This is a genomic window from Lysobacter sp. 22409, assembly GCF_052045105.1.
GTDB classification, from domain to species: Bacteria; Pseudomonadota; Gammaproteobacteria; order Xanthomonadales; family Xanthomonadaceae; genus Lysobacter; species Lysobacter antibioticus_B.
On the sequence record NZ_JBQEOE010000035.1, the window covers coordinates 25,955 to 41,235 of the forward strand.

The 15,281-nt window shown below is 66.8% G+C and carries 12 protein-coding genes; 7 read left to right on the top strand and 5 right to left on the bottom strand.

Features of this window, described 5'->3' with window-relative positions; all coding sequences use genetic code 11:
• Nucleotides 1-435: 435 nt before the first annotated feature.
• A complete protein-coding gene (locus ACTJJK_RS17030) occupies nt 436-1,743 on the top strand; it encodes a citrate synthase (RefSeq protein WP_031372635.1) in 1,308 nt (435 codons plus the stop codon).
• A 105-nt stretch (nt 1,744-1,848) separates the two neighbouring features.
• On the opposite strand, the gene ACTJJK_RS17035 is transcribed toward ACTJJK_RS17030, so the two are convergent.
• From ACTJJK_RS17035 to ACTJJK_RS17055, 5 genes are all read right to left on the bottom strand, one after another.
• Nucleotides 1,849-2,223 carry a hypothetical protein gene (locus ACTJJK_RS17035; RefSeq protein ID WP_440730782.1) on the bottom strand — a complete coding sequence of 125 codons (375 nt, stop codon included), beginning with the start codon at nt 2,221-2,223 and terminating at the stop codon, nt 1,849-1,851.
• Between the two features lie 151 nt (nt 2,224-2,374).
• On the bottom strand, nt 2,375-3,385 hold the full coding sequence (locus ACTJJK_RS17040; protein WP_440730783.1) for a hypothetical protein: 1,011 nt from the start codon (nt 3,383-3,385) through the stop codon (nt 2,375-2,377).
• Between the two features lie 71 nt (nt 3,386-3,456).
• The gene (locus ACTJJK_RS17045; protein WP_440730784.1) at nt 3,457-4,413 is read right to left on the bottom strand and encodes a hypothetical protein; all 957 of its coding nucleotides are present in this window, start codon (nt 4,411-4,413) and stop codon (nt 3,457-3,459) included.
• 313 nt (nt 4,414-4,726) lie between these two features.
• Nucleotides 4,727-5,380, bottom strand: coding sequence for a hypothetical protein (locus tag ACTJJK_RS17050; RefSeq protein ID WP_440730785.1), 654 nt, complete (start codon nt 5,378-5,380; stop codon nt 4,727-4,729).
• Nucleotides 5,381-5,661: 281 nt separating this feature from the next.
• Nucleotides 5,662-8,250, bottom strand: coding sequence for a penicillin-binding protein 1A (locus ACTJJK_RS17055; protein ID WP_440730786.1), 2,589 nt, complete (start codon nt 8,248-8,250; stop codon nt 5,662-5,664).
• 404 nt (nt 8,251-8,654) lie between these two features.
• Here ACTJJK_RS17055 and ACTJJK_RS17060 point away from each other — a divergent pair, with 404 nt between their 5' ends.
• The 6 genes from ACTJJK_RS17060 (at nt 8,655) to ACTJJK_RS17085 (ending at nt 15,250) form a co-directional block, all read left to right on the top strand.
• Nucleotides 8,655-9,713 carry a pilus assembly protein PilM gene (locus tag ACTJJK_RS17060; RefSeq protein WP_031372629.1) on the top strand — a complete coding sequence of 353 codons (1,059 nt, stop codon included), beginning with the start codon at nt 8,655-8,657 and terminating at the stop codon, nt 9,711-9,713.
• The gene (locus ACTJJK_RS17065; protein WP_031372628.1) at nt 9,713-10,507 is read left to right on the top strand and encodes a PilN domain-containing protein; all 795 of its coding nucleotides are present in this window, start codon (nt 9,713-9,715) and stop codon (nt 10,505-10,507) included. The genes ACTJJK_RS17060 and ACTJJK_RS17065 overlap by 1 nt, the downstream gene beginning before the upstream one ends.
• Nucleotides 10,504-11,214, top strand: coding sequence for a type 4a pilus biogenesis protein PilO (locus ACTJJK_RS17070; protein WP_031372627.1), 711 nt, complete (start codon nt 10,504-10,506; stop codon nt 11,212-11,214). The genes ACTJJK_RS17065 and ACTJJK_RS17070 overlap by 4 nt, the downstream gene beginning before the upstream one ends.
• Nucleotides 11,215-11,272: 58 nt before the next feature.
• Complete coding sequence (locus ACTJJK_RS17075; RefSeq protein WP_051885112.1) at nt 11,273-11,767, top strand: pilus assembly protein PilP; 495 nt, start codon at nt 11,273-11,275, stop codon at nt 11,765-11,767.
• A gap of 15 nt (nt 11,768-11,782) precedes the next feature.
• Nucleotides 11,783-13,873: a type IV pilus secretin PilQ gene (locus ACTJJK_RS17080; RefSeq protein WP_430536914.1), complete on the top strand. Its 2,091-nt coding sequence runs from the start codon at nt 11,783-11,785 to the stop codon at nt 13,871-13,873.
• Between the two features lie 348 nt (nt 13,874-14,221).
• Entirely contained in the window at nt 14,222-15,250 is a 1,029-nt protein-coding gene (locus ACTJJK_RS17085) for an AAA family ATPase (RefSeq protein ID WP_031372624.1), read from the top strand.
• Nucleotides 15,251-15,281 lie beyond the last annotated feature (31 nt).

Sequence of the window (15,281 nt, forward strand, 5' to 3'; positions counted from 1 at the left end):
CACAACGGCTGCCCGAAAGGGCGGCCGTTTGCGTTTGCGTCGCCTTAGGTTCCGGTGAACGACGGCGCAACCGCGACGGTTCGCGCTGCCGCGTCCTGGCGGTGTTTAGCCGCTGCCGGGCCGCGGTGTTCGTCCCGCCCCGGGACACCTTCGTCGCGCTGGTTCGAGCCGGCGACCGTCTCGCGACAGGCTTTCCGCCAAGCCGCGACAAGCCCGCCCGCGTGCGCCGGCGCGAGGCCTTCCGGGGCCTGCCTGCGGGCCGAAAACCGGCCTCGGCGATGAAACGCTGCGTGGCCGCCATGCGCCCCTCCCGACCAAAGTCCGAGCTTGGGCTCAAGAAGCGTTGTGCGATAATTCAGCATCGCAGTTCAAATGCGACCCCCGTCCCCCTCCTGCCGCGGCCTTCCCTGCGGCAGGCAGATTGAGGAGTGTTTCGTGTCCGATGATTCCAAAAAAGCTGGCCTCGATCAGGTCACCCTGACCGCCGGCGACAAGAGCGTGATCTTGCCGGTGCAGCACCCGGTGTTGGGCGCTTCCTGCGTCGACATCGCCAAGCTGCCGAAAGAAACCGGGATGTTCACCTACGACCCCGGCTTCACCGCGACCGCCAGCTGCAAGTCGGCGATCACCTACATCGACGGCGATGAGGGCGTGCTGCTGTACCGCGGCTACCCGATCGAACAGCTCGCCGAGAAGTCGAACTTCCTCGAAGTCGCCTATCTGCTGATGAACGGCGAACTGCCGACCGCCGGCGAGTTCAGCAAGTTCGAGCACGAAGTCACGCATCACACGATGATGCACGAAGCGTTTCGTACCTTCCTGTACGGCTTCCGCCACGACGCCCATCCGATGGCGATGCTGGTCGGCATGCTCGGCTCGATGGCGAGCTTCTACCACAACGAACTCGACCTGGAAGATCCGGAACAGCGCCGCCTGGCCGCGATCCGCCTGATCGCCAAGGTGCCGACGATCGCCGCCGCCTGCCATCGTTATTCGATCGGCTGGCCGATCCGCTATCCGAAGAACAGCCTCGACTACACCACGCGCTTCCTGCACATGCTGTTCGAAGTGCCGAGCGAGCCGCTGGAGCTCAACCCGGTCGCCGCCAAGGCGATGGACCTGCTGTTCATCCTGCACGCCGATCACGAGCAGAACGCGTCGACCTCGACCGTGCGCCTGGTCGGTTCGACCGGCGCCAACCCCTACGTCAGCGTCGCTTCCGGCGTCGCCGCGTTGTGGGGACCGGCGCACGGCGGCGCCAACGAGGCCGTGCTCAAGATGCTCAACGAGATCGGCCGCCCCGAGAACGTCAAGGGCGCGATCGACAAGGCCAAGGACAAGGAATCGGGCTTCCGCCTGATGGGCTTCGGCCACCGCGTCTACAAGAACTACGATCCGCGCGCCGCGCTGGTCCGCAAGATGACCCACGACGTGCTCGGCGAGCTCGGCGTCAACGATCCGCTGCTCGAAGTCGCGATGAAGCTCGAAGAGGCGGCGCTCAAGGACGAGTATTTCGTCCAGCGCAAGCTCTACCCGAACGTCGATTTCTACTCGGGCATCATCTACAAGGCGCTCGGCATTCCGGTCGAGATGTTCACGGTCATGTTCGCGATCGCGCGCACCGCCGGCTGGGTCTCGCACTGGCTAGAACAGCAGAACGACCCCGAGAACAAGATCGGCCGTCCGCGCCAGATCTACACCGGCCACGCCACCCGCGATTACGTCGGCGCCGACCAGCGCTGATCCGCGTTCGCAGGCCGGATGCGAAAACGCCCCGCTTCGGCGGGGCGTTTTCGTTTGCGCTTCGGCAACGGCATCGCCGAGGCGGCGCCGCTGTGGCGCGGCGCCTTACTCGATGACGCAGTCGGTCAGATTCAGGTACTCGGTGCCGGACGTGAAGCCGACCGTGCAGGTGGCAGTGAAGGCCGTGCCGGGCGGCAACGCGGCCAGCTTGCCGTCCTCGCTGGTCAGGCGCGCGTACTCGACCTCGCCGTCGGCGTCGGTCGCGGAAGTGAGCGAGGTGTCGGCCATCGAGGTGCTCTGTTCCAGCACCACCGCGGTGAAGCGTACGGCCTGATCGTACTCGGGCATCGACAGCGCGCTGTGGCCGGCCTCTTCGTAGCTTTGGTAGAGCTTGGACAGGCTGATCGCCGGTTTGTCGGCGGCGAGGGCGGCCGACGAAAGCGTCGCCAGGCACAGCAGTAGAGTTCCATGAAATCGCATGATGCTTCCTTGGGTGGCTGCGTAAAGAATCGTCATTGTGCCGTCGGTGCGTGGCGGCGTCTCGTTCGTCATCGGGCAGATTTCACGGAAACCTCGACCCGGCCGGACGAGGGGCTGCCGTGGAGCCCGGAGGGCGTTGCGCGGCGTGCGCTTACTTGAGGTCGGGAAAGCGTTGCAGCGCGCAGTGCGTCAGTCGCTCGGACAGCTGCGGATCGCGTTCCTTGAAATAGCCGGCCATATCGCGCTGCGCGCCCGGGTCGCCGGCTTGCGCGGCGCGCCAACGCAGCGCCGTGGCCAGATCCTGCTCGGCGGGCGAGGCTTGGCCGTCTTCGTAGCTGGCGATGGTGCCGTGCAGCTCGGCGAGCTTGTTGTAGCCGGCCGGCGCGCCGCGTTGCAGCAGCCAGGCGACCAACGGCTGGGCCGATTCCCAGTCTTCGCCATGCATCGCCACGTTGAACAAGGTCGCGACCGCGCGCCAGTTGCCCAACTCGGCGGCTTCGATCAGCAAGGGCTCGCCCTCGGCCTCGTACGCACCGACGCTACGGGCGCGTGCGTATTTTTCCCGCGCGGCAGCAGCGATTTTCGGAAGCCCCGGATTGCCGGCATCGCAGGCGAAGTTGTCGGCGACCAAGCGCGCGGCGGGCGTGCGCATCCACGCCTGCTGGTCGCGCATCGCCTTGGAGAGGATCGAGACGACGCGCTTCGGGCTCAGCGCCGGGCGTATCCAGGCCGTGCGCGCGGCCAACCGGCGCTTGCGTTCGAGTTCCTTGCGTTCCTCTTCGGCGCTCTGTTCTTTCTGCGCCCGGGTGTCCTCGCGCCGCCCGATTTCGGCGCAGGCCTCGAACCGCGCCGGCGGCTGCAGCCAACATTCCGCGGCGACCTTGACCGGGAACCGACCCCAGAGCATTTCCAGGGCGTAGTGCTCCTGGCCGGCCTGCTCGGTCACTGTCACTCGCGCGGAGTCGTCGGCCAGGCCTTGGACGAGGACGGTTCCGTCGGCCAGCTCCCAGCGATAAGGCTCGGCTTGCAGGCGCGCTTCGAGTTGCAGTTGACGCGCGCCGGCAGCGGGAGGCTGTTGCGCGAATGCGGCCGATACCACGCCCAGCGAACACAGCGCGACCGCCATGGCAGACAAGAACGGACGGCCGAGGCGATGGGTCATGGTAGGGCGCTTCCTGCTAAGGATCGATGCGGATTTATACGCGTTACGGCAGCGGCGGGGTGGGGCCGGCGCTATGGAGTCTTTGCGGCCGCTTGCAGGTCGCGGATGAAATGCGCATATGCGCTGCGGTCGTCGGCGGCGCCGGGCGCGATGCGTTCGCGTTGCGCTTGCGCCTGGCGCATGGCCTGGTCGGCACTGAGGCTGCCGTCGAGCACGCCGTCGCGCAGTTGCCGCATGCGCTGCAGGCTCAGGCCGGAGGCGCGGGCGTATTTGTCGTTCTGGGCCAGAAAGAAGCCGATCAGCGCTTGCGGCAGGCGCGCATCGTCGGCGATGTCGCGACGGCCGTATTCGTAGATTTTCGCCTGCTTCCACGGGTCGAAGCCGCGGGTGCCGAAGCTGTCGTACTGGCTCAGGAAAATCTGCGTGGTCGGAACCACGATGCGGGTTTCGCCTGGCGTCGTGGGAATGCGCCAGACCGCGACGGTGTGGTTCGCCGTCGGCCAGAACAGGCCGACATTGCGCACGCCACCGCGGCGGGCGAGGAAGGCGTACAGCGCGGACAGCTCGTCGCATTCGGCGGTGGCGGTGATGCCGGTCGGGGTCGCGCTGCGCCGGGCGCGCCATTGGGCCCAGATCGCGTCCGAATTGGGTTCGCGATCGGTGATCGCCCAATGCAGGTTCCAGTAACCGCCGTCGCGAGTGGCTTCGAACAGCAGGCGCAGATAGGCGTAGTCGGCGTAGGGCAGTTGTGCGGCACTCAAGCTCTGGGCGGCGCGCAGGGCGTCGTAGTCGGCGCGCACGGCGGGGCTGGATTGCGATGCCGCGGCCTGCGTACGCAAGCGGGCGACCAAACCGGCGACGGTGTTCGGTTCGGTCGGTGTGCTTGTGTTCGATGCGGTGCGTTGCGCCGGCGGCGTCGCTGCTGCGACGAACGACACGGCCGACAGGATCAATCCGCCGAAGAGCAGGCGAATGCCGGACGCGATGACTTGCATCGCTGCGGTGCCGCGTCGGGGGTGGTCTCGCATGGGTTCGGTCCTTCGAACGGTTTTGTCGGGCTGATACGGTTTCGTATTCGTTGGATCGTATTCGTTTGATGCGCACACGGCCGCATGGTGCTTGGCTCATCTCGTGCCGCTATCCCGCGAAGGCGTGGCCCCTGGGGCTCGGTCGCGACGTGGCTCTGAAGTCTCCGGATCCCCGCCTTCGCGGGGATGACGGCTAGGTAGCGTCGCGAGGGCGTTCAGGCGCGCGGCGATGACCGGGCCGCCTGGTCGGGCGTTCTGTGGGCCGAGGCGAGCCGGAGGGTTCTGCCCGCATCGGCATCGGCGCCACGGCCCGCTATCCTCGCTCGAAGTCGGAAATTTCCTCGTCGGCCAGCAACTGCCGCAACTGCGACGCCGAGGCGCGTTTCATCGGCTTCTCGTCGACGTTCGACAACGGCGCCTGGCGCAGCACGTCGAGCGGCAGCACGGTCAGGTCGAAGGTCAGGTCCTCGGCACCGAACACCCACACCGGGAAGTCTTCGCTGCGTTCGCGGTCCAGGCGCAGGCGGCGTTCGCGGGCTTCGGCCGGGATCAGATGGTGATCCAGGAACATCGACACGGCCTCGGCATCGTCGCTGTACAGGTGCAGGGCGACCGGGCTGCGTGCGTCGGCGGTGCCGTCCAGCACCGGGCCGACCAGGCGCGGCTCGAATTCGGCGAAGAATTCCAGCGCGCGGAGCGCGGCCTCGCGGCGTTGGCGCAGGCCGTTGAGGTTGTCGCGCTGGAACAGGCGCTGATACTCGCGCAAGGCGTCCTCGATCTCGCGGTTACGCGGCAGCGAAGCGTCGTCGAAGATGCCCAGGCGTTCGGCGGCCTTGAGCTTGGCCTGGTGGTAGTCGCGGATGCCGCTCTCGGCGATCAGGCGGGCCGCTTCGTGGGCGAGGCGATGGCGACGCTCGCGAATGCGGGTCTGCGCATGCTGATGTGCGTGCTGTCGGGCCTGGTGCATCTCGACCTCCGGGCTGGCACGTCACGGCGAGGGCGCTCGCCGCGGCCGGGTAGGGCTGGCATGACCAAACCTAGCACGTTCGTCGGTCAGGGCAATGTCCATGCGGCTCGCCGTCGCCGCGGCAGGGCGCGAGGCGCCTGATTCAGCAAGATACGACCTGGCAAACGCGACCGGGCAAGACGCCAGGCCTGGCGCGGACGATCCGAGCCGCACGCTGGCGCAAAGAAAAGGCCGCACGCGCTGCGTGCGGCCTTGGCCGGGGCCTTGCCTGGGACAGGCGATCAGAAGATGTCGTAGGACTCTTCCGACGGCGCCGATTCTTCGTTGCCGTAATCGGTATAGGTTTGCATGCGCTCGAGGTCTTCGGCCTTGACCCACTCGATCACGCCGCCGGCGCCGTCGGGAATCAGTGCGCCGTTGCCGGCGACGGAGACCTTGACCATGCCCTGCGGCGGTTCGTTGACGGCGAGCGGCTGATCCTTCAGCGCCACCCGCATGTAGTCGATCCAGATCGGCAGGGCGGCCTTACCGCCGTATTCGCGGTAACCCAGCGACTTGTAGTTGTCGCGGCCGACCCAGACCGTGGTGACGTAAGGGCCGCCGAAGCCGGAGAACCAGGCGTCGCGGTGGTCGTTGGTCGAACCGGTCTTGCCGCCGACGTCTTCGCGGCCGAGCACCTTGGCCGCGGTGCCGGTGCCGCGCTTGACCACGTCGCGCAGCATCGAAACGATCTGGTAGGCGATGCGGTCGTCGATCGCGCGCGGCGCCAGGTTCATGCTCGCCTTCTCGGCCGCAGTCAGTTCCTTCTTCGGCGCGGCCGGCTTGTCCTCGGCCTTCTTGGCCTTCGGATCGGGCTTCTTCGGGTCGGGCTTGACCGTGTCGGTGCTGCCGCCGGCCGGGCCCAGGTCGAAACCGTCGACCACCGTGCTGACCGGCACCGCGACCGAGGTGCCGCCGCGGCCGCCGCATTCGGGGCAGGCGGTGGCCGGCTTTTCCTTGAACACCACGGCGCCGGCGCGATCCTTGACCTCGTCGATGAACCACGGGGTGATGCGGAAACCGCCGTTGGCGAACACCGAATAGCCTCGTGCGACCGACAGCGGCGTCAGCGAGGCGGTGCCGAGCGACATCGACAGGTTGGGCGGCAACTGCTCCGGATCGAAGCCGAAGTGGCTGATGTACTTGCGGGCGAAGTCGACGCCCATGGCGTCGAGCAGGCGCACCGAGACCAGGTTGCGCGACTGCACCATCGCTTCGCGCACGCGCATCGGGCCGGCGAAATTGCCGCCGTCGTTCTGCGGGCGCCACAGGTGGCCGCGGCGGTCCTTGAACACCACCGGGGCGTCGAGGACGATCGAGGCCGGGTTGTAGCCGCGCTCGAATGCCGCCGCATACACGAACGGCTTGAAGCTCGAGCCGGGCTGGCGGCGCGCCTGGGTGGCGCGATTGAACTTGGCGCCGGCGAAGCTGTAGCCACCGGAGAGCGCGCGCAAGGCGCCGTTGCTCGGCTCCAGCGACACCAGCGCGGCCTGCGCCTGCGGCAGTTGGTCGAGGCGGTAGCTGACCACCGGCGGCTTGGCCGGCGCGGCGGGTACGACCGGTGCGGCCGCCGCGGTGCCGGTTTGAGCGGCGGGAGCGACTACCGGTTCGGTCACGGTCTCGGTGCGCTGGATGCGCACCACGTCGCCGCGCTTGACCAGGCTGCCGGGGCTGCGGCCGCCGAAGCCCTGCTTCTCGGTGAGGGTCAGCTCGGTGCCGTCGCCGAGCACGACGTTGGCCTGGCCGCCGCTGCTGCCGAGCACGACTGCCGGCAACAGATTGGCCTGGGCCGGGATGCCGCGCAGGCGCTGGCGCGCGGTCGCGGCGTCCTCGCCGGCGGCGAGGTCGAAGTGCTGCTCGACCCCGTGCCAGCCATGGCGGCGGTCGTAGACCGACAGCCCGTCGCGCACGGCCTTGTCGGCGGCGACCTGCAAAGTCGGGTCGATGGTGGTGGTGACGTGATAGCCCTTGGTCAGCGCCTCGGCGCCGTAGCGGGCGATCATTTCCTGGCGCACCATCTCGGCCACGTAGGGCGCGTAGACCTCGACCGGGCGCTCGTGCGGGCTGGCGTGCATCGGCACGGCCTTGGCCTGCGCGGCTTCGTCGGCGCTGATGAAGCGCTGCTCGGCCATGCGGTCGAGGATGTAGTCGCGGCGCAGCTTGGCGCGGTCGGGATTGCTGAGCGGGTTGCCGCTGGACGGGAACTTCGGGATGCCGGCCAGCGAGGCCATCTCGTCGAGCGAGAGCTCGCTCATCTTCTTGCCGTAGTAGAACTCGGCGGCGGCGCCGACGCCGTAGGCGCGGTTGCCGAAGAAGCTCTTGTTCAAGTACAGCTCGAAGATCTCGTCCTTGCTGAGCTCGCGCTCCATGCGCATGGCCAGCAGCATCTCGCCGAGCTTGCGCTTGTAGCTGTATTCCGAGCTCAGGAAGAACTGGCGCGCGACCTGCTGGGTGATGGTCGAGCCGCCCGGGACGCGCTTGTCGTCGGTGGTCGCCAGCAGCCAGATCGCCCGGCCGATGCCCTTGTAGTCGATGCCGTGGTGCTTGTAGAAGCGGGCGTCCTCGATCGCGATGAACGCCTGCTTGAGCCGCTCGGGCACGTCCTCGATGGCGATCGGGTAGCGCCGGGTCTCGCCGAACAGCGCCATCAGGCGGCCGTCGCGGGCATAGACGTACATAGGCTCCTGCAGCTCGACCGTGCGCAGGGTCTCGACGTCGGGAAGCTTGGGGACGATCAGGTAGTACAGGGTGCCGAGCGCGATGGCGCCCAGCAGGACTGCGCCGATGAACGCATAGAGCGCCCAACGCAGCCAACGGCGAATACGGGACATCGAATCGGATTCCGGAGTCGGTGGTCGTGACGGGCAAGTATAGAGGAGCGCGGATGGCGGCCCCGGTTCCGGCGCCAGCCGACCGGCGGTGGGCGACGGAACCCGCCCGGGCGAGTAGGGTGGTGGCGCGACCACGCGCCGCAGGGCGGCCGCGATGGGGGCGATTGGGGGCAATCGGCACGGAACGGGATGACGGGTAGTCGGGCTGGGGAGGGCCCGTGGTGTTGCGCCGTCTTGCACGCAGTCGACAGACTGACGGTGGGGGTCACGTGACGTTGCGGGTCAAAAAAGCACGACTGGGTTGGCAATCGTGAAAGAAGTGGTTGCCAGCCTGTGAAAAGTCCGTTATCTAAGCCGGGGCCACACGAAGTGCGCGTAAGCGCTTGTGGCATGGGGAGATAACTGTGGGACTCATCACGAAAAGCCAGCCGGCATTGGTCGGCGTGGACATCAGTTCGACGGCGGTGAAGCTGTTGCAACTCTCACGAGTCGGCAATCGCTACCGCGTTGAGCACTATGCTGTGGAACCGCTGCCGCCGAATGCGGTGGTGGAGAAGAACATCGTCGAGGTCGAGGCGGTGGGCGAGGCGATCAAACGTGCGGTCGCGAGGTCGGGGACCCGCGTCAGGCATGCCGCTGCGGCCGTCGCCGGTTCCTCGGTGATCACCCGCGTGATCGGCATGCCGAACGACCTGGAAGGGGACGAGTTGGAGTCGCAGATCGAGCTGGAGGCGGCCAACTACGTGCCGTACCCGATCGACGAGGTGAACCACGACTTCGAGGTGCTCGGCCCGATGCCCGGCAGCCCGGACATGGTCCAGGTATTGCTCGCGGCGTCACGTTCGGAGAATGTCGAGGTTCGCGCTTCGGCGCTGGAGCTCGGCGGACTGACGCCCCGCGTCATGGACGTGGAGGCGTTCGCGATCGAGAACGCCTTCGCGCTGCTGGCCGACACCTTGAGCAGCCCGCGCGACGGCCTGGTCGCCCTGGTCGACTCCGGCGCGACCATGACCACCCTCAACGTACTGCGTAACGGCCGCAGCCTGTACCACCGCGAGCAGGTCTTCGGCGGCAAGCAGCTGACCGACGAGGTCATGCGCCGCTACGGTCTGAGCTACGAGGAAGCCGGTCTGGCCAAGCGCCAGGGCGGGCTGCCCGAGAGCTACCAGGCCGAGGTGCTGGAGCCGTTCAAGGAAGCGATGGTCCAGCAGGTCAGCCGTCTGTTGCAGTTCTTCTACGCCGGCAGCGAATTCAACCGTGTCGACCAGATCGTACTGGCCGGCGGCGGCGCTTCGATCCCGCGCATCGCCGAGATGGTCGAGGAGCAACTCGGCGTCCCGACCACGGTGGCCAACCCGCTCGCGCACATGACCCTCGGACCGCGCGTCCAGGCGCATGCGCTCGCACAGGACGCCCCCGCGCTGATGATCGCCTGCGGACTGGCCCTGAGGAGCTTCGACTGATGGCACGCATCAACCTGCTCCCGTGGCGCGCCGAACGGCGCAAGGCTCGACAGAAGGAATTCGGCGCCATCCTCGGCCTGTCGGCCCTGGTCGCCGTCGCGCTTTCGGTGCTGATCGTTTTCTACTACAGCAGCGAAATCAGCGGTCAACGCAAGCGTAATGCCTTCCTCGATGCGCAGATCGTCGAGGTCGACAAGAAGATCACCGAGATCGAAGAGCTCGACAAGAAGAAGGCCAAGCTGCTCGCCCGCAAGGAAGTGATCGAAAAGCTGCAGTCCAACCGTTCGCAGATGGTCCATCTGTTCGATTCGCTGGTGCGCACCATCCCCGATGGCGCCGTGCTCACCGCGATCAAGCAGGATGCGGAAATTCTGACGCTCGAAGGCCGGGCCCAGTCCAATGCGCGCGTCAGTACCTATATGCGCACGCTGGAAACCTCCGGCTGGATGACCAAGCCCGACCTGACCATCATCGAAGCCAAGGGCAACGAGAAGGGGCTGCCGTACGAGTTCAAGCTCCAGGTCACGCTCGCTAATCCGAACGCGCCCAAGGACGAGGACGGCGACGGCATTCCGGATGCGCCGGTCGCTACGGCCGAGGCTACCGATGCGACCGCCGGAACGGCGCCAGCGGGTGCCGCGCCTGCCGCTGCAGCTACGCCGCCTGCCGCCGCGCCTGCCGGTGCCGCGCAACCGGCCGCCGCGCCGGCCAAGCCGGCTGCTGAAGCCGCTACGCCTGCTGCCGCGCCGGCCAAGCCCGCGTCGGCGCCCACCAAGACAGGAGCCGCGTCGTGAGCAGAAAGGCTTCTATGAAGAACCTCGACATCAACAACATCGGCGGTTGGCCGCGAAAGGCCCAGATCATTTTCTGCGCCCTCGTCGGCGTAGTGATCATCGGCCTGGCCTGGTGGCTGTTCGTCAGTGACAAGCGCGAAGAACTTGAGGGTCTGGAGCGTAAAGAGAGCGATCTTCGCACCACCTTCGAGACCAAGCAGGGCCGGGCCGCCAATCTGGAGCCGCTCAAGCAGCAGCTCGTGCAGATGGAGCAGCAGCTCCAGCAGATGCTGCGCCAGCTGCCGAGCAAGACCGAAATGCCCGACCTGATCGTCGACATCTCGCAGACCGCGCTCGCTACCGGCATCTCCAACGAGTTGTTCCAGCCCGGCGCCGAAGTTCCGAAGGAGTTCTACGCCGAAAAGCCGATCGCCTTGCGCATGGTGGGCACCTACCATCAGTTCGGCGCCTTCGTCAGTGGTGTGGCCTCGCTGCCGCGCGTGGTCATCATGACCATGCACGACATCTCGCTGAAGCCCAAGGGTAAAAACAGTAAGGACGCGGTCGGCGGCATCACGCCGAACAGCCCGCTGGAACTGGCCGGTACGGTCAAGACCTATCGCTATCTGGATGAAGAAGAGATGGCTGCGCAGAATCCGCCGGCCGACGGCGCGGCCGCAGCAAGCGGCAAGGACGGCAAGGCCAATGACAAGAAGGAGGAGGGCTGAGATGCGTACGCACTTCGTTCTCAATCGTTCTTTCGTCGGTGCCCTGTGCGCCGTCGCTATGGCGCTGCTCGTCAGCGGCTGCTTCCGCAGCATCTCGAGTACGCCGGGCGACGCGCCCAACCTCGAGAAGTGGGTGGCCGAGGTCAAGGCCAAGCCCGCGCCGCCGCTGGATCCGTTGCCGGTCATGCAGCAGTTCGAGACCTTCGAATACGCCGCGCAGGACCTGCGCGATCCGTTCAGCACCGCCTTCACCGACGAGGACGACGGCTCCGGCCTGCGTCCGGACAAGGTGCGGCGCAAGCAGTTGCTCGAACAGTTTCCGCTCGACGCTCTGGACATGGTCGGCACGCTCGGCCGCGGTAGCGGTACGGTGGCGCTGGTGATGGCGCCCGACAAAGTGACTTATCGTGTTCGACCCGGTGCGTACATGGGGCAGAACGACGGTCGTGTGACCGCCGTGACTGAGGAGCGCATCGACTTGGTGGAACTGGTGCCGGACGGCGCAGGCGGTTGGCTGGAACGTCCAGCTTCCGTGGCGCTCGAAGATCAATGATTAGGGGATAGCATGATGATCGTACTCAACGCCAAATCCATGCCGTCGGCTCGACGCCCCATGGCTTCCGGTCCGCGCATGGCCGGACTCGTCGTCGGCCTGCTGGCTGGCATCAGCGCCGTCCACGCGGCGCCGCCTGCGGCTGCGACCACGGCACCCGCTGTCCAGGCGCCCACGGTGCAGGTCGCGCCGACGCCGAGCAACGACCCGAGCAAGCAATTGCCGGGCACGATCTCGGTGGCCAACATCGACTTCAAGCGCGGCGACGGCGGCTCCGGCAAGCTGATCGTGCGTTTCAACGGCGACGGTGCACTGCCGGACCTGCGTAACCAGGGCTCCGAAGTCCTGGTCAACGTCGGCAATGCGCAACTCCCCGCTTCGTTGCAGCGTCCGCTCAACGTCAGCGATTTTGCCACGCCGGTACAGCGCGTCGAAGCGCGCACCAGCGGCACCGGGACCCAGTTGGTGCTCAACACCAGCGGCGCCTACGACACCATGGCCTACCAGACCGGTCGCGAATATATCGTCGAGGTCGTGCCGCGCACGGCGGCGGTGGGCAATCGCGCGGTCGGTGCGGCCGGCGCCAAGTCGGCGGCGAGCGCAGCGGGCAGCACCACGGGCTCCACTCAGCCCGGCGTGGTTCGTTCCTACTCCGGTCGTCCGGTGACCTTCAACTTCCAGGACGTGCCGGTACGCACCGTGCTGCAGTTGGTCGCCGAAGAGTCCAACCTCAACATCGTCGCAGCCGATACCGTGCAGGGTAACGTCACCCTGCGCCTGGTCAATGTGCCGTGGGACCAGGCGCTCGACATCGTCCTGCAGGCCAAGGGCCTGGACAAGCGCCGCAGCGGCAACGTGGTGTGGGTCGCTCCGCAGGCCGAGGTCGCCAAGTACGAGCAGGACCGCGAAGACGCGCGCATCGCTCTCGATAACCGCGTCGACCTGACCACCGAATACATCCAGATCAACTACCACAACGCCGCGCAGATTTATAAGGCGTTGACCGAGGCCAAGGGCATCGGCGGCAGTGGCGGCGGCAGTGGTGGCGGGGAAAGCGGCGGCACGCAGGAGAACGGTTTCCTCTCGCCGCGCGGCCGCCTCGTCGCCGACGAGCGCACCAATACCTTGATGATCAGCGACATTCCGAAGAAAGTCGTGCAGATGAAGGAACTGATCCGGGTCATCGACCGTCCGGTCGACCAGGTCCTGATCGAGGCCCGCATCGTCATCGCCACCGAAAGCTTCGCCCGCGACCTCGGCGCGCGTTTCGGCGTCTCCGGCCAGAAGGGCGACGTGATCACCAGCGGTACGCTGGAGAGCATCAACAACTACCGCAACACCGCAGCCCAAAACAGCTTGATCGAAGGCAAGGCCGCGGCACTGACCCGCGACGGTAACGACGCACAGGCCCGCGGCGATGCCGCCGGCGCCACCGCGCTGTTCAACCAGGCCCGTTCGTTGCTGCAGACCCTGACCAACCCGGCCTTCCTTTTCCCGGCCAGCCTCAACAGCAATGTTGGCATCGCCAATCCGGCCGGTGCGCTCGCCTTCACGATCCTCGGCAAGTGGGTCAACCTGGACATGGAGTTCAGCGCGATGCAGACCGAAGGTCGCGGCGAAGTGGTTTCCAACCCGCGTGTGGTCACCAGCAACCAGCGCGAAGCGGTGATCAGCCAGGGCCAGGAAGTCGGCTACGTGACGATCTCGCCGCAGCAGGGCGGCAACAGCATCCCGATCCCGAACGTCCAGTTCAAGGACGTGCTGATGGAGATGAAGGTCAACCCGACCATCACCAACGACGGTCGCGTCTTCCTCAACATGAACGTGAAGAAGGACGAGATCGAGGGCTTCGTCGATACCTCGATCGGTCAGGTGCCGCAGATCAACAAGCGCAACATCAACACCGCGGTGCTGGTCGAAGACGGTCAGACCGTCGTGATCGGCGGCGTCTACGAGTTCCGCGATCGCACCGACCTGTCCAAGGTGCCGTTCCTGGCCGACATTCCCTTCCTCGGCAATCTGTTCAAGAAGAAGAGCCGCAGCAAGGAAAAGGCCGAGCTGCTGATCTTCGTCACCCCCAAGGTGATGAAGGTGACCCAGCGCTGATCCACGGCGTCGAGCGTCCGACCCGAGGACGGGCGGACAGATCAGTCGCATCGCAAAGAGGGCCTTCGGGCCCTCTTTGCATTTCTGCTCGCGGTTCGCACAAGCTGAATGACGGTCGGGACCGCAACCCGGCCGCGGTCGCCTTCGAACCGTCGCGCGAGGATCGCCGCAGCCGGCTTTAAACGGCGGCAATCAAGCACTTGCGTCGTACATCGCGTGGATTCGACGCGGCCAAACCGCGTTCGCGGCTGCTGCGGTTTCGAACCCTTAATCGCGCTTTTTGAACCCCGATGGCGAACTTCGGTCAAAATCGGCCTGATCTCGCCTTCGATCGTCATTGGATACCGGATGGACAGCAGCCTCGATCGCACCCGTGACACCGTTCCCGCGCAGGCCGGCGCCGAGACCGCGCGCCTGCACGATGCCTTCCGCGCCCTGCGCGATGCGCTCGCGCTGGAGATCGTCGGTCAGGCCGAACTGATCGAACGGCTGTTGATCGCCTTGCTCGCCGACGGCCATCTGCTGGTCGAGGGCGCGCCGGGTCTGGCCAAGACCAGTGCGGTGCGTGCCCTGGCCTCACGCCTGGAAGCCGATTTCGCCCGCGTCCAGTTCACGCCCGACCTGCTGCCGGCCGATTTGACCGGCACCGAAGTCTGGCGCCCGCAGGAGGGCAGGTTCGAGTTCCAGGCCGGGCCGATCTTCCACCCGATCCTGCTTGCCGACGAAATCAACCGCGCGCCGGCCAAAGTCCAGTCGGCGCTGCTCGAGGCCATGGGCGAGCGCCAGGTCACGGTCGGCCGTGCGACCTATGCCTTGCCGCCGTTGTTCCTGGTCATGGCGACGCAGAACCCGATCGAGCAGGAGGGCACCTTCCCCTTGCCGGAAGCGCAGCTCGACCGCTTCCTGATGCATGTGCGCATCGGCTATCCGGAAGCCGCCGCGGAAACCGAGATCCTGCGCCTGGCCCGCGAACGCGCCCGCCAGACCTTGCAAACCGCGACCACGCCGGTCGAGAAGATGCCGCAGGCCGACGTGTTCGCCGCGCGCGCGGCCGTGCTCGACCTGCATGTGGCGCCGGCGGTCGAGCGTTACCTGATCGAAATCGTGCTGGCTTCGCGCGACGCCGCGCGCTACGACGCGGCGCTGGCGCGACGCATCGCCTGGGGCGCCAGCCCGCGCGGTTCGATCGCGCTGGAGCGTTGCGCCCGCGCGCATGCCTGGCTCGCAGGCCGCGATTTCGTCACCCCCGACGACGTGCGTGCGATCGCTCCGGAAGTGCTGCGTCACCGCATCCTGCCGAGCTACGAGGCCACCGCCGAAGGCTGGGACGGCGACCGCCTGCTCGGGGAATTGCTCAAGAAGGTGCCGTTGCCTTGAGCGCCGCGATGCGCGAATCGGGATCCGGGAT